This window comes from Streptomyces calvus (assembly GCF_006782915.1).
In the GTDB taxonomy this organism is placed as follows: Bacteria; Actinomycetota; Actinomycetes; order Streptomycetales; family Streptomycetaceae; genus Streptomyces; species Streptomyces calvus.
In genome coordinates this window covers 83,192-96,785 of sequence record NZ_VCNP01000030.1, presented here as the reverse complement: position 1 = coordinate 96,785, position 13,594 = coordinate 83,192, and the positions used below count along the sequence as shown (strand labels likewise).

The window sequence follows — 13,594 nt, the reverse complement described above, 5'->3', positions numbered from 1 at the left end:
CCACCGCCGTACCGACGTCGCACCGCAACCGCTCCACCCCGCACCTGTCTCCAGTCCCCCGGAGGAGTACCACCCCCATGCCGGATCACACCCACGTACCCGCACCGGACCCCGCACACGTCTACGACTACGTCGTCATCGGCGGCGGAACCGCCGGCTCCGTCATCGCCTCCCGGCTGACGGAGAACCCGGACGTCACGGTCGCCGTCATCGAGGGAGGCCCCAGTGACGTCGGCCGCGACGACGTGCTCACGCTGCGCCGCTGGATGGGCCTGCTCGGCGGTGAACTCGACTACGACTACCCGACCACCGAGCAGCCGCGCGGCAACTCGCACATCCGGCACAGCCGCGCCCGCGTCCTGGGCGGCTGCTCGTCCCACAACACGCTCATCGCCTTCAAGCCGCTGCCGTCCGACTGGGACGAGTGGGAGCAGGCCGGCGCCAAGGGCTGGGGCGCGGTGCAGATGGAGGCGTACTACGCCCGTCTGAAGAACAACATCGTCCCGGTCGACGAGAAGGACCGGAACGCCATCGCCCGTGACTTCGTGGACTCCGCGCAGGCCGCGCTGGGCGTGCCGCGCGTGGAGGGCTTCAACAGGAAGCCGTTCACCGAGGGCGTCGGCTTCTTCGACCTCGCCTACCACCCGGAGGACAACAAGCGCTCCTCGGCCTCGGTGGCGTATCTGCACCCGGTGATGGACGAGCGGCCCAACCTGACGATCCTGCTGGAGACCTGGGCGTACCGGCTGGAGCTGAACGGCACCCGCGCCGAGGGCGTCCACGTGCGCACCAAGGACGGCGAGGAGATCCTCGTCCGCGCCCGCAACGAGGTCGTGCTGTGCGCCGGCGCCGTCGACTCGCCCCGGCTGCTGCTGCACTCCGGCATCGGTCCCCGCGCCGACCTGGAGGCGCTCGGCATACCCGTCGCGCACGACCTCCCGGGCGTCGGCGAGAACCTCCTCGACCACCCCGAGTCGGTGATCGTCTGGGAGACGAACGGACCCATCCCGGAGAACTCCGCGATGGACTCCGACGCCGGTTTGTTCGTGCGCCGCGACCCCGCACACGCGGGCCCCGACCTGATGTTCCACTTCTACCAGATCCCGTTCACGGACAATCCGGAGCGACTGGGCTACGAACGGCCCGAGTTCGGCGTCTCCATGACCCCGAACATCCCCAAGCCCAAGTCCCGCGGCCGGCTCTACCTCACCAGCGCCGACCCGTCCGTGAAGCCCGCCCTCGACTTCCGCTACTTCACCGACGAGGACGACTACGACGGCCGCACCCTCGTGGACGGCATCCGCATCGCCCGCGAGATCGCCAGGACCGAACCGCTGGCCGGCTGGCTCAAGCGCGAGGTGGCCCCCGGCCCGCACGTCACCGGCGACGAGGAGCTCGGCGAGTACGCCCGCAAGGTCGCGCACACCGTCTACCACCCGGCGGGCACCTGCCGGATGGGCGCCGCCGACGACGAACAGGCCGTCGTGGACCCGCAGTTGCGCATCCGCGGCCTGGAGGGCATCCGGATCGCGGACGCCTCCGTCTTCCCGACCATGACCGCCGTGAACCCGATGATCGGCGTCCTGATGGTCGGCGAACGCGCCGTCGACCTGATCGGCGGTGATGCGTGATGAGCACCGTCAACGACACCGCCACCACCACCGGAACCCGGGACGGTGCGCCCGTCTTCTCCGTCGACGGCCTGTGGAAGGTCTTCGGGCCGAAGGCCCACCGCGTGCCCGGCGACCCCGAACTGAGCGCCCTCGACCCGGCCGCGCTGCGCGCCCGCACCGGCTGCACGGCCGCCGTCCGGGACGTCTCCTTCGACGTGCGCAAGGGCGAGGTCTTCGTCGTCATGGGACTGTCCGGCTCCGGCAAGTCCACGCTGGTGCGCTGTCTGACCCGGCTGATCGAGCCGACCGCCGGCGCCATCGCCATCGACGGCGAGGACGTCCGCGCCATGGACCGGTCCCGGCTGCGCGCCCTGCGCCGCCACCGCGCCGCCATGGTCTTCCAGCACTTCGGCCTGCTGCCGCACCGCACCGTCCTCGACAACGTCGCCTACGGCCTGGAGATCCAGGGCATGGGCAGGTCCGAGCGGCGCGAGCGGGCCGCCGAGGTCGTCGCCAAGGTCGGCCTGGAGGGCATGGAGCAGCGCAGGCCCGCCCAGCTCTCCGGCGGCCAGCGCCAGCGCGTCGGACTGGCCCGCGCCCTGGCCGTCGACCCCGAGGTGCTGCTCTTCGACGAGCCGTTCAGCGCGCTCGACCCGCTCATCCGGCGCGACATGCAGGAGGAGGTCGTGCGGCTGCACCGCGAGGAGGGCCGCACGATGGTGTTCATCACCCACGACCTCCAGGAAGCCCTGAAACTGGGCGACCGCATCGCCCTGATGCGCGACGGCCGCGTGGTGCAGCTGGGCACGCCGGAGGAGATCGTGGGCTCGCCCGCCGACGACTACGTCCGCGCGTTCGTCCGGGACGTCCCGCGCGAGCAGGTCATGACCGTCCGCACGGCGATGCGCCCGGCCGCCTCCGCCGAGGAGGCCGGCCGAGGCCCGGCCGTCCGCCCGGACGCCACCGTCTCCGAGGCCATCGAGGCGGTCGCCCGCGCCGGCACGTCCGCGCGGGTCCTGGACGACGGCCGCTGCCTGGGCGTGGTCGACTCGGACGGGCTGCTGTCGGTCGTGGCCGACATTGGCGCGGACCGCCGTGCCGCCGGGGAGGAACCGGCCGGCGGGGTGCCCGCCCGGCGCCGCGAGCCGGCCCCTCAGACCCCCACCACCAGCGAGGAGCCGGTGTGATGGCAACGCTCACGGCCCCCACCCGAAAGGCGTTTCCGCCGGGCCTGTCGGCCAGTCCGGCCGTACGCAAGCTCGCGGCCCTCGCCCTGATCGCCGCCGTCCTCGTCCCGCTCGCCGTCACCCGCTGGGGCGGCGGCACCTGGCCGGCCGCCCTCACCGTCGACCTCTCCGAGCCCCTCGGCCGGGCCAGCGACTGGATCATCGACAACCGCGACAGCCACCCGCTGTTCCTGTACTTCTTCGGCCACGTCAGCAACGCCGTCGTCGTCGCCGTACGCGCCGTCTACCTCGCCCTCCTCGCCGTCGGCTGGGCGGGAGTGACCGCGGTCGCCGGGCTCGTCGCCTGGCGCGTCGCCGGCCTCCGGCTCGCCCTCGGGACCGCCGCCGCGTTCCTCGCCTGCGGACTGCTCGGCATGTGGGTGCCGACCATGCAGACGCTCGCGCTGATGGCCGTCGCCGTCGCCGCGTCCGTCGTCGTCGGCGCGCTGCTCGGGCTGGCCGCCGGACTGTCCGACCGCACCGACCGCGCGCTGCGCCCGGTCCTGGACACCATGCAGGTGCTCCCGGCCTTCGCCTACCTCCTGCCCGTCGTCCTGGTCTTCGGCATCGGCGTACCCGCCGCCGTCCTCGCCACGGTCGTCTACGCCGCCCCGCCCATGGCCCGCCTCACCGCGCTCGGGCTGCGCGGCGCCGACAAGGAGGTGCTGGAGGCCGTCGAGTCGCTCGGCGCCACCGCACGCCAGCGCCTGCTGACCGCACGCCTCCCGCTGGCCCGCAAGGAACTCCTCCTCGGCCTCAACCAGACGATCATGATGGCGCTGTCCATGGCCGTGATCGCCTCCGTGATCGGCGCCGGCGGCCTCGGCGACCGCGTCTACCAGGCGCTCGCCTCCGTCGACGTGGGCGCCGCGCTCGCCGCCGGAATCCCCATCGTGCTGCTCGCCGTGGTCCTCGACCGGGTGACCGGCGCGGCCGGCGCGCGACTCGGACAGGAGCCCGCGCCGAACGCCCGCGCGCTGTGGGCGTACGCCCTCGTCGCCACCGCGGCCGTGGCGGTCGCCGGACGGTTCGCGGGCCGCCTGGAGTGGCCCGACGGGTGGGTCCTCGGCATCGCGGAGCCGGTGAACCGGGCCGTCGACTGGATGACCGCCCACCTGTACTCCGGCGTGCCCGTCGTCGGCGGCACCGCCGACTGGGCGGGCCGCTTCACCACCTGGGTGCTCGACCCGCTCCGCGACGGCCTGCAGTGGCTGCCCTGGTGGTCGGTGTTGCTGGCGGTCGCCGCCCTGGCCTGGCTGATCGGCACCTGGCGCACCGCGCTCACCGCCGTCCTCGCCATGGCCGCGATCGGTGTGCTCGGCGTGTGGAAGCCGTCGCTGGACACGCTGTCGCAGGTCCTCGCCGCCGTCGCCGTCACCCTCGTCGCCGGCTTCGCCACCGGCATCGCGGCCGCCCGCAGCGACCGCTTCGAACGGCTGCTGCGCCCCGTCCTGGACGTGTTCCAGACGATGCCGCAGTTCGTGTACCTGATCCCGGTCGTCGCCCTGTTCGGCGTCGGCCGCGCCCCGGCCGTCGCCGCCGCGGTCGTCTACGCGCTGCCCGCCGTCGTCCGCATCACCGCGCAGGGACTGCGCCAGGTCGACGCGGCCGCCCTGGAGTCCGCCCGCTCGCTCGGCGCCACCAGCGGCCAGCAACTGCGCCAGGTCCAGCTCCCGCTGGCCCGCCCGGCCCTGCTGCTCGCCGTCAACCAGGGCGTCGTCCTGGTCCTCGCGGTCGTCATCATCGGCGGCCTGGTCGGCGGCGGCGCGCTCGGCTACGACGTCGTCTTCGGCCTGGCCCAGGGCGACCTGGCGACCGGCCTGGTCGCCGGCGCCGCGATCGTCTGCCTGGGCCTGATGCTCGACCGGGTGACCCAGCCGACCGGACGCCGCACCAAGAAGGGAGCGTGACATGCGACGTCGTACGACCATGGTGGTGACGGGCGTGTCCGCGCTCGCGCTGCTCACCGGCTGCGGAGCCGCCGACATGACGCAGCAGGCGTCACCGTTCGCGAACGCCCGCGGCGCGAAGACCGTCACCCTGTCCGTGCAGTCCTGGGTGGGCGCGCAGGCCAACGTGGCCGTCGCCCAGTACCTGCTGGAGCACGAACTCGGCTACCGCGTCGACACCGTCCAGGTCGACGAGGTGCCCGCCTGGGACGCGCTCAGCCAGGGCCGGGTCGACGCCATCCTGGAGGACTGGGGCCACCCCGAGCAGGAGCAGCGCTACGTCGAGGACAAGAAGACGATCGCGCGCGGCGGCGACCTCGGCGTCACCGGGCACATCGGCTGGTTCGTGCCGACGTACTTCGCCAAGGAGCACCCCGACGTCACCGACTGGAAGAACCTCGACAAGTACGCCGAGCGGTTCCGCACCCCGGAGAGCGGCGGCAAGGGCCAGCTGATGGACGGCTCACCGTCCTACGTCACCAACGACAAGGCGCTGGTGAAGAACCTGAAGCTGGACTACCGGGTGGTGTTCGCCGGCTCCGAGGCCGCGCAGATCACCCAGATCAAGCAGTTCGCCAAGGAGAAGAAGCCCTTCCTCACCTACTGGTACACACCCCAGTGGCTGTTCGAGAAGGTCCCCATGACGGAGGTGAAGCTGCCTCCGTACGAGGAAGGGTGCGACGCCGACCCGGAGAAGGTCGCCTGCGCCTACCCCGTCACCCCGCTGCAGAAGTACCTCAACGCCGACTTCGCGAAGGACGGCGGCAAGGCGGCACGGTTCCTGGAGAACTTCCGGTGGACGACGGAGGACCAGAACGAGGTTTCGCTGATGATCGCCGAGCAGAAGCTGCGGCCCGAGGAGGCGGCGAAGAAGTGGGTGGACAGCCACGAGTCCGTCTGGCGGGCGTGGCTGCCCTGACCCTCACCCGGTCCGGAGTCCGGCCGCGATCTCCCGCAGCGCCGCCGTGGCCCGCTGCTGGAGTCCGGGCCCGAACGTGATCCGGGTGGCCCCGAGTTCGCCCAGTTCGGCGGGCGAGGGGCCCTCCCCGGGCAGCGCGTGCACGTTCAGCGGACCCTCGATCCCTGAGCGCAGCAGCGGCAGTACGCCGGCCGGGGCGCCGATCGGATACACGCAGTCGGCGCCCGCGGCCACGTACAACGCGGCCCGCTCGATGGCGCGTTCCGGGTCGGTGACGCCCCGCACGAAGGTGTCGACCCGGGCGTTGAGGAAGAGCCGGTCGCCGGCCGCCGCCCGCACCTCGGCCAGCCACTCCGCGTGCTCGCGCGGGTCCTTGAGCACGCCGTCCGCGGAGTCCTCCAGGTTGCAGCCCACGGCGCCCGCCTCCAGCAGCCGTTCCACCAGCTCCTTCGGCGCCAGCCCGTACCCTCCCTCGACGTCCGCCGACACCGGCACGTCCACCGCCCGCACGATCCGCGCGACCGCCGCGAACATCTCGTCCGCCGGGGTGTGCCCGTCCTCGTGGCCCAGAGCGGCCGCCACCCCGGCGCTCGGGGTCGCGAGCGCCGGGAACCCGGCCTCGGCGAACACCCGGGCGCTCGCGGCGTCCCACGGGCCGGGCAGGACCAGGGGATCGCCGGGGAGGCGGTTGCGGTGCAGTGCGCCAAAGACGTCGGCCTTGTTCACCACTCGGTGCTCCCGGGAGGAATCCGCCGGCCGACCATCAGCCGGTTCCAGCTGTTGATGACGATGATCAGACCGATGAGATGGGCGAGTACGGCCGCGTCGAAGTGCCGGGCGGCCCGCTCGTACACCTCGTCCGGCACGAACCCTCCCCCGGAGCCGCAGGCCCGGGAGGTGCCCCCCGTCAGGACGGTCACCGCCTCGGTCAGCTCCAGCGCCGCCCGCTCCCGCGCGTCGAAGACGTCCCCGGCCTCCTCCCAGGCGTCCAGCAGGTCGAGCTGCGCCTCGCTCACCACCCCGTCCTTCCGCGCGATCGCCAGGTGCATGTCGAGGCAGAACGCGCAGTGGTTGAGCTGCGAGGCGCGGATCTGCACCAGCTCGGCGAGCCCCGGATCGGCGAGGCCCTTCTTGGCCGCGGCGCCCGCCGCCCGCAGCGCCGCGCGGACCCCGTCGTCCAGACGGGTCGTGCGGGCCGTCACGCGTGCTGTCCCGGACGGTAGTGGCCCGGAGTCTTCCGGCAGGTCACACCGAACCGGTTCCAGGCGTTGATCACCGTGATCGAGGCGATCAGCTGCGCCAGCTCCGCCTCCTCGAAGTGCTTCGCCGCCCGCTCGTACACCTCGTCGGGCACGAAGCCGTCGGTCAGCACGGTGACGGCCTCCGTCAGTTCGAGCGCCGCGAGCTCCTTGGCCGTGTAGAAGTGCCGCGACTCCTCCCAGGCGCTGAGCTGCACCAGACGCTCGACGCTCTCGCCCGCCGCGAGCGCGTCCTTGGTGTGCATGTCCAGGCAGAACGCGCAGTGGTTGATCTGGGAGGCGCGGATCTTCACCAGTTCCAGCAGCCTGGCATCGAGGCCCTTCCGGGCCGCGGCGTCCAGCCGGACCATCGCCTTGAACACCTCCGGGGCGTGCTCGGCCCACTCCAGCCGGACCGGCAGCTCGGGGGCGTATTCCTCGGTCGTTTCCACGTTCGTCGTCATGGACTCGACCCTAGGAGCGAAGCAGCCCAGCGGTATGGTCCACTTCCATGGCGGAACGCTGGGCCACTTTCGGCATCGACCTGCACCTGGAACCGACCGGCCCCGGCCTGCGCCGCGGCCTGACCGACGCCCTGCGCGAGGCCGTCCGCACCGGCCGGCTCACCCCGGGCACACCGCTGCCCTCCTCCCGCTCCCTCGCCGCCGACCTCGGCATCGCCCGCAACACCGTCGCCGACGCCTACGCCGACCTGGTCGCCGAGGGCTGGCTCACCGCCCGGCAGGGCTCCCGCACCCGCGTCGCCGACCGCACGGTGCCCCAGCCGCCGGCCCGCCCCGCCGCACCGCCGCGCGCCCCCGGCCGACTGCCGTACGACCTCGTCCCCGGCACTCCCGACCTTGCCTCCTTCCCCCGCGCCGCATGGCTGAAAGCCGCCCGCCGCGCCCTGACCGCCGCCCCCAACGACGCGTTCGGCTACGGCGATCCACGCGGCCGGCCCGAACTGCGCACGGCCCTCGCCGCCTACCTCGCCCGGGTGCGGGGCGTGCGCGCCGACCCGGAACGGCTCGTCGTCTGCGCCGGGTTCGCCGAGGGCCTGCGCCTGCTCTGCACGGCCCTGCACGCCCGCGGCGCCCGCACCCTCGCCGTGGAGCCCTACGGCCTCGACGTCCACTGGGACCTGGTCGAACGCACCGGACTGCGCACCGCACCGCTCCCCTTCGACGACGCCGGCCCGCGTCCCGGGAACGCCGGCGACGCCGACGCGGTACTGCTCAACCCGGCGCACCAGTTCCCGCTGGGCGGCGCCCTGATCCCGGAACGCCGCGCCGAGGCGGTCGACTGGGCGCGCCGCACCGGCGGACTGATCCTGGAGGACGACTACGACGGCGAGTTCCGCTACGACCGCCAGGCCGTCGGCGCGCTCCAGGACCTCGGCCCCGACCACGTGGTCTACCTCGGCACGGCCAGCAAGTCCCTCGCCCCGGGACTGCGCCTCGGCTGGATGGTGCTGCCCGAACGCCTGCTGCCGGACGTCCTCGCCCAGGGCGCGGGCCGGTCCGTCGGCGTCCTCGAACAGCTCACCCTCGCCGAGTTCCTCACCTCCGGCGCCTACGACCGCCACGTCCGCGCCGCCCGCCTGCGCTACCGGCGCCGCCGCGACGCCCTCGTCGCCGCCGTCACCGCCAGGGCACCCGAGGTGCGGGTCACCGGCATCGCGGCGGGCCTGCACGCCGTGCTGCGGCTGCCGCCCGGCACCGAGCAGTCCGTGGTCCGCGCCGCCACCTGGCAGGGCCTCGCCGTCCACGGCCTGTCCCGCTTCCGCCACCCCGCCGCCGACGTCCCCCCGGCCGACGCCCTGGTCGTCGGCTACGCCACCCCGCCGGACCACGCCTGGACGGGCACCCTCGAAGCGCTGTGCAAAGCCCTCCCCTGAACGTCCGGAACGGCGCCTCCCCGGACGTCCGGAATCGGCATACGGCGCCAAGGGTCACAAAAGGACGGCGGGGAAGCGTTATCGGCAGGGGGCCTGCGCAGGCGCCGCACGGCCTGTCTCTAGGCTGGCCGCCGCGAGCCGCGAAGCAACGGCCGCGCGGTGAGCGGCAGTCGGACAATGGGGGAGCGGAGAACATGGCGGAGAAGAGGCGGCGGCTGCGGTCCAGCACGGTGGTGCTCGGCGGCATGGGCGTCCTCGCGACGGCGCTGTCCGCGTGCGGTTCGGACCCGGACCGGCGCTGCGTGGACCGGGACAGCTACGACTACATCAACGGCTACCGCGTCGTCGCCGACAAGAACTGCAAGAGGAGCAGCGGCGACGGCGACTGGTACTACGACGCCGACGTCAGCGGCGGCTACGCCGACTACGGCACCTTCAGCCGCAGCGAGGCCGTCGACCGGGGCGGCTTCGGCTGCTCGGGCTCCGGCGGCGGCTGAGCGGCGCGGACCGGCGAAGGACACCTACGTGGAACGCCGCACGATCACACCCCGCCCCGACTGGCAGCAGACCGTCGAGGAGCAGGGACTCATCTATCCCCTCCCCCTCCCCAAGGCCCTCGAACCGGCCCGGGCCGCGGGCGAGCCCATCCCCGACGACGCCTGGGTGCCGTACTGGGACGAGAGCGCCTACTACGTGTTCTCCCTGGAGGAGGTCGAGGCGCTGGAGGAGGTCGTCGAGGAACTGCACCGCATGTGCCTCGCCGCCGCCGAGCACATCGTCACCGCCGACCGCTTCGCCGACCTCGGCATCACCGACCCGCGGGTGGCCCGCGCGGTCGCCGAGGCCTGGCAGCGCCGCGCCGAACTCCCGTCCGTCTACGGCCGTTTCGACCTCCGCTACGACGGCACCGGCCCGGCGAAGCTGCTGGAGTACAACGCCGACACCCCGACCTCGCTGGTGGAGGCGGCCTCGCCCCAGTGGTTCTGGATGGAGGAGCGCTTCCCCGGCGCCGACCAGTGGAACTCCCTCCACGAACGCCTCGTCGACGCCTGGAAGAAGCAGGCGGCGCTGCTCCCGCCGGGCAGCCCGCTGTACTTCGCGCACTCCTCCGCCGACGACCTCGGCGAGGACCTCATGACCGTCGCCTACCTCAAGGAGACCGCCGAGCAGGCCGGCCTCGACACCGACTGGATCTCCGTGGAGGAGATCGGCTGGGACCGCCTGTCCGGCCGCTTCGTCGACACCAAGCTGCGGTTCATCCGCAGCATCTTCAAGCTGTACCCCTGGGAGTGGCTCACCACCGACCGGTTCGCCGGCCACGTCCTCGACACCCTCGACAACGGCGGCGGCACCGGCTCCACGCTGTGGATCGAGCCCGCCTGGAAGATGCTCCTCAGCAACAAGGCACTGCTGGCCGTCCTGTGGGAGCTGTACCCCGGCCACCCCAACCTCCTGCCCGCGTACCTCGACGGCCCCCGCGACCTGGCCAGCACCGCCGGCTGGGTCGCCAAGCCGCTGCTGGGCCGCGAGGGCGCCGGTGTCACCATCCACGAGCCGGGAAGCCCGCCCGTCCTGCGCGACGAGCCCTGCTGCTACCAGCAGCTCGCCCCGCTGCCCGCCTTCGACGGCAACCACGTCGTCCTCGGCGCCTGGGTCGTGGAGAGCGAGTCCGCCGGCCTCGGCATCCGCGAGTCCTCCGGCCTGGTGACCGACGAATACGCCCGCTTCCTGCCGCACGTGATCCTCTGACCGGCACCGCTCGCATGGTGGACGCCGCACCGCGGCACTCCGTGCCGCCCGGTACTCTGGCCACGGGCCGTGACTGGCGTGCTGGGATGGGACCGACCATCGGGAAGCGGCCCCCGGACCCCGCGGGTCCGGAACATGTGCCGTGCGCCTGGGCCGTACCGTGAACGCCGAACGCCACGTCCGGAGGTCCCCGTGTCAGCCGAGCAGCCCCTCTCCACCGCTTCCACCGCCTTCCGCTCCGCCCTCGACGTGATCCGCGCCGTCGAGCCGCGCGTCGCCGACGCCATCGGCCAGGAGGTCGCCGACCAGCGCGAGATGCTCAAGCTGATCGCCTCGGAGAACTACGCCTCCCCGGCCACCCTCCTCGCGATGGGCAACTGGTTCAGCGACAAGTACGCCGAGGGCACCGTCGGCCGCCGCTTCTACGCCGGCTGCCGCAACGTCGACACCGTCGAGTCGCTCGCCGCCGAGCACGCCCGCGAGCTGTTCGGCGCCCGCCACGCCTACGTCCAGCCGCACTCCGGCATCGACGCCAACCTGGTCGCCTTCTGGGCCGTCCTCGCCGACCGCGTCGAGGCACCGTTCCTGGAGAAGACGGGCGTCCGCCAGGTCAACGACCTGTCCGACGCCGACTGGGCCGAGCTGCGCCAGGCCTTCGGCAACCAGCGCATGCTCGGCATGTCCCTGGACGCCGGCGGCCACCTCACCCACGGCTTCCGCCCGAACATCTCCGGCAAGATGTTCGACCAGCGCTCCTACGGCACCGACCCGGCCACCGGCCTCATCGACTACGACGCGCTGCGCGCCCAGGCCCGCGAGTTCAAGCCGCTGATCATCGTCGCCGGCTACTCCGCCTACCCCCGCCTGGTGAACTTCCGGATCATGCGCGAGATCGCCGACGAGGTCGGCGCCACGCTCATGGTCGACATGGCGCACTTCGCCGGTCTCGTCGCCGGCAAGGTCCTCACCGGCGACTTCGACCCGGTCCCGCACGCCCAGATCGTCACCACCACCACCCACAAGTCGCTGCGCGGCCCGCGCGGCGGCATGGTCCTGTGCGACGACTCGCTGAAGGACCAGGTCGACCGCGGCTGCCCGATGGTCCTCGGCGGCCCGCTCCCGCACGTCATGGCCGCCAAGGCGGTCGCTCTCGCGGAGGCCCGCCAGGACTCCTTCCGCGACTACGCCCGGCGCATCGTCGACAACTCCCGGGCGCTCGCCGAGGGCCTGATGCGCCGCGGCGCCACCCTGGTCACCGGCGGCACCGACAACCACCTCAACCTGATCGACGTCGCCACCTCCTACGGCCTCACCGGCCGCCAGGCCGAGGCCGCCCTGCTCGACTCCGGCATCGTCACCAACCGCAACGCCATCCCCGCCGACCCCAACGGCGCCTGGTACACCTCCGGCATCCGCATCGGCACCCCCGCGCTGACCACGCGCGGTCTGGGCACCGCCGAGATGGACGAGGTGGCGGGCCTGATCGACCGCGTCCTCACCGGCACCGAGCCGGGCACCACCAAGTCCGGCGCCCCCTCCAAGGCCGCCCACGTCCTCGACGCCAAGATCGCCGACGAGATCTCCCGCCGCGCCACCGACCTGGTGGCGGGCTTCCCGCTCTACCCCGAGGTCGACCTCGGCTGAGCCGGACCGGCCGGCCGCCCGGAGAACCGCGGACCGCCGCATGCCCGCGCGGTCCGCGGTTCCCCCACGCACGTAAGCCCCCCGATCTCTCTGAGAGAATGGGGGGCATGGCTCCTGACCGCCCGCCCGTCTCCCACCACCCTCAGGGGAATGGCTTCGCCATGCAGCATCGTCCTCGCGTGCTCTCCGGAATCCAGCCCACAGCAGGCTCGTTCCACCTCGGCAACTACCTCGGCGCCGTCCGTCAGTGGGTGGCCCTGCAGGAGACCCACGACGCGTTCTACATGGTCGTCGACCTGCACGCGATCACCATTCCGCAGGACCCGCAGGAGCTGCGCGCCAACACCCGGCTGGCCGCCGCCCAGCTGCTGGCCGCCGGCCTCGACCCGGACCGCTGCACCCTCTTCGTCCAGAGCCACGTGCCCGAGCACGCCCAGCTCGCCTGGATCATGAACTGCCTCACCGGCTTCGGCGAGGCCTCCCGCATGACCCAGTTCAAGGACAAGTCCGCCAAGCAGGGCGCCGACCGGGCCTCCGTCGGACTGTTCACCTACCCGATCCTCCAGGTCGCGGACATCCTGCTCTACCAGGCCCACGAGGTCCCCGTCGGCGAGGACCAGCGCCAGCACATCGAGCTGACCCGCGACCTCGCCGAGCGCTTCAACGGCCGGTTCGGCGAGACCTTCACCGTCCCCAAGCCGTACATCCTCAAGGAGACGGCGAAGATCTACGACCTCCAGGACCCGGCGATCAAGATGAGCAAGTCGGCGTCCACGCCGAAGGGCCTCATCAACCTCCTCGACGAGCCGAAGACCACCGCCAAGAAGGTGAAGAGCGCGGTCACCGACACCGACACGGTGATCCGCTACGACGTCGTGGAGAAGCCCGGTGTGAGCAATCTCCTGACGATCTACTCGACGCTCACCGGCACGGACATCCCCGAGCTGGAGGAACGGTACGCCGGCAAGGGCTACGGCGCCCTGAAGACCGACCTGGCCGAGGTCATGGTCGAGTTCGTGACGCCGTTCAAGGAGCGCACCCAGCAGTACCTGGACGACCCCGAGACGCTGGACTCCGTCCTGGCCAAGGGCGCGGAGAAGGCGCGTGCCGTCGCCGCGGAGACCCTCTCCCAGGCGTACGACCGGGTCGGCTTCCTGCCCGCCAAGCACTGAACCGGCGCACCGCGCCGGCCCACGGCGCGGACCCGTACCACCGCACCGCGCTGCACATCACTCCCGTTGCGCCTGCCCGCATCCGGGTCGTGGTCGTACAGTCGATAACCGGGTGACCGTTCCGGCGGTCACCCGGTGCTCACCGGGGCGTCACCGGACCACCTGCCCGGGGCGCCGGCGGACCACC

General features: G+C 72.6%; 12 protein-coding genes and 1 riboswitch. Of the genes, 9 read left to right on the top strand and 3 right to left on the bottom strand.

All coding sequences use genetic code 11. The annotated features are described in order from the left end of the window. The first annotated feature begins 77 nt into the window (after positions 1 to 77). The 4 genes from FGW31_RS12995 to FGW31_RS12980 are packed head-to-tail and all read left to right on the top strand — an operon-like array spanning position 78 to position 5,707. On the top strand, positions 78 to 1,631 hold the full coding sequence (locus tag FGW31_RS12995; protein ID WP_142193583.1) for a GMC family oxidoreductase: 1,554 nt from the start codon (positions 78 to 80) through the stop codon (positions 1,629 to 1,631). After that, a complete protein-coding gene (locus FGW31_RS12990) occupies positions 1,631 to 2,800 on the top strand; it encodes a quaternary amine ABC transporter ATP-binding protein (RefSeq protein ID WP_142193582.1) in 1,170 nt (389 codons plus the stop codon). Before FGW31_RS12995 ends, FGW31_RS12990 begins: the two co-directional genes overlap by 1 nt. Beyond that, entirely contained in the window at positions 2,800 to 4,749 is a 1,950-nt protein-coding gene (locus tag FGW31_RS12985) for an ABC transporter permease (RefSeq protein ID WP_142193581.1), read from the top strand. Before FGW31_RS12990 ends, FGW31_RS12985 begins: the two co-directional genes overlap by 1 nt. 1 nt (position 4,750) lies before the next feature. Then, positions 4,751 to 5,707 (top strand): ABC transporter substrate-binding protein, encoded by a 957-nt coding sequence (locus FGW31_RS12980; protein WP_142193580.1) that lies wholly within the window; start codon positions 4,751 to 4,753, stop codon positions 5,705 to 5,707. A 3-nt stretch (positions 5,708 to 5,710) separates the two neighbouring features. On the opposite strand, the gene FGW31_RS12975 is transcribed toward FGW31_RS12980, so the two are convergent. Genes FGW31_RS12975 through FGW31_RS12965 form a run of 3 tightly spaced genes read right to left on the bottom strand, consistent with a single transcriptional unit; the run spans position 5,711 to position 7,409 of the window. Continuing rightward, positions 5,711 to 6,433 carry an isocitrate lyase/PEP mutase family protein gene (locus FGW31_RS12975; protein WP_142193647.1) on the bottom strand — a complete coding sequence of 241 codons (723 nt, stop codon included), beginning with the start codon at positions 6,431 to 6,433 and terminating at the stop codon, positions 5,711 to 5,713. Next, positions 6,430 to 6,909, bottom strand: coding sequence for a carboxymuconolactone decarboxylase family protein (locus FGW31_RS12970; RefSeq protein ID WP_142193579.1), 480 nt, complete (start codon positions 6,907 to 6,909; stop codon positions 6,430 to 6,432). Before FGW31_RS12970 ends, FGW31_RS12975 begins: the two co-directional genes overlap by 4 nt. Further along, entirely contained in the window at positions 6,906 to 7,409 is a 504-nt protein-coding gene (locus FGW31_RS12965) for a carboxymuconolactone decarboxylase family protein (protein ID WP_142193578.1), read from the bottom strand. Before FGW31_RS12965 ends, FGW31_RS12970 begins: the two co-directional genes overlap by 4 nt. Positions 7,410 to 7,456: 47 nt before the next feature. Between FGW31_RS12965 and pdxR the strand changes: the two genes are divergently transcribed. The 5 genes from pdxR to trpS all read left to right on the top strand — a co-directional run bounded on the left by pdxR (position 7,457) and on the right by trpS (position 13,407). Then, a complete protein-coding gene (pdxR, locus tag FGW31_RS12960) occupies positions 7,457 to 8,842 on the top strand; it encodes a MocR-like pyridoxine biosynthesis transcription factor PdxR (protein WP_142193577.1) in 1,386 nt (461 codons plus the stop codon). Positions 8,843 to 9,036: 194 nt separating this feature from the next. Then, positions 9,037 to 9,339, top strand: coding sequence for a hypothetical protein (locus FGW31_RS12955; protein ID WP_142193576.1), 303 nt, complete (start codon positions 9,037 to 9,039; stop codon positions 9,337 to 9,339). Positions 9,340 to 9,367: 28 nt separating this feature from the next. After that, positions 9,368 to 10,591, top strand: a complete 1,224-nt coding sequence (locus FGW31_RS12950; RefSeq protein ID WP_142193575.1) for a glutathionylspermidine synthase family protein — start codon at positions 9,368 to 9,370, stop codon at positions 10,589 to 10,591. Positions 10,592 to 10,650: 59 nt separating this feature from the next. Beyond that, positions 10,651 to 10,752: riboswitch (ZMP/ZTP riboswitch) on the top strand. A 31-nt stretch (positions 10,753 to 10,783) separates the two neighbouring features. Beyond that, positions 10,784 to 12,235, top strand: coding sequence for a glycine hydroxymethyltransferase (locus FGW31_RS12945; RefSeq protein WP_142193574.1), 1,452 nt, complete (start codon positions 10,784 to 10,786; stop codon positions 12,233 to 12,235). 161 nt (positions 12,236 to 12,396) lie between these two features. Beyond that, on the top strand, positions 12,397 to 13,407 hold the full coding sequence (gene trpS, locus FGW31_RS12940) for a tryptophan--tRNA ligase (RefSeq protein ID WP_202431909.1): 1,011 nt from the start codon (positions 12,397 to 12,399) through the stop codon (positions 13,405 to 13,407). Positions 13,408 to 13,594 lie beyond the last annotated feature (187 nt).

What these genes read in the sequence shown, in the direction of transcription:
- FGW31_RS12985 (WP_142193581.1), top strand. Translation starts at nt 2,800, where the DNA reads ATGGCAACGCTCACGGCCCCCACCCGAAAGGCGTTTCCGCCGGGCCTG.
- FGW31_RS12965 (WP_142193578.1), bottom strand. Translation starts at nt 7,409, where the DNA reads ATGACGACGAACGTGGAAACGACCGAGGAATACGCCCCCGAGCTGCCG.
- FGW31_RS12995 (WP_142193583.1), top strand. Translation starts at nt 78, where the DNA reads ATGCCGGATCACACCCACGTACCCGCACCGGACCCCGCACACGTCTAC.
- FGW31_RS12955 (WP_142193576.1), top strand. Translation starts at nt 9,037, where the DNA reads ATGGCGGAGAAGAGGCGGCGGCTGCGGTCCAGCACGGTGGTGCTCGGC.
- FGW31_RS12990 (WP_142193582.1), top strand. Translation starts at nt 1,631, where the DNA reads ATGAGCACCGTCAACGACACCGCCACCACCACCGGAACCCGGGACGGT.
- trpS (WP_202431909.1), top strand. Translation starts at nt 12,397, where the DNA reads ATGCAGCATCGTCCTCGCGTGCTCTCCGGAATCCAGCCCACAGCAGGC.
- FGW31_RS12980 (WP_142193580.1), top strand. Translation starts at nt 4,751, where the DNA reads ATGCGACGTCGTACGACCATGGTGGTGACGGGCGTGTCCGCGCTCGCG.
- pdxR (WP_142193577.1), top strand. Translation starts at nt 7,457, where the DNA reads ATGGCGGAACGCTGGGCCACTTTCGGCATCGACCTGCACCTGGAACCG.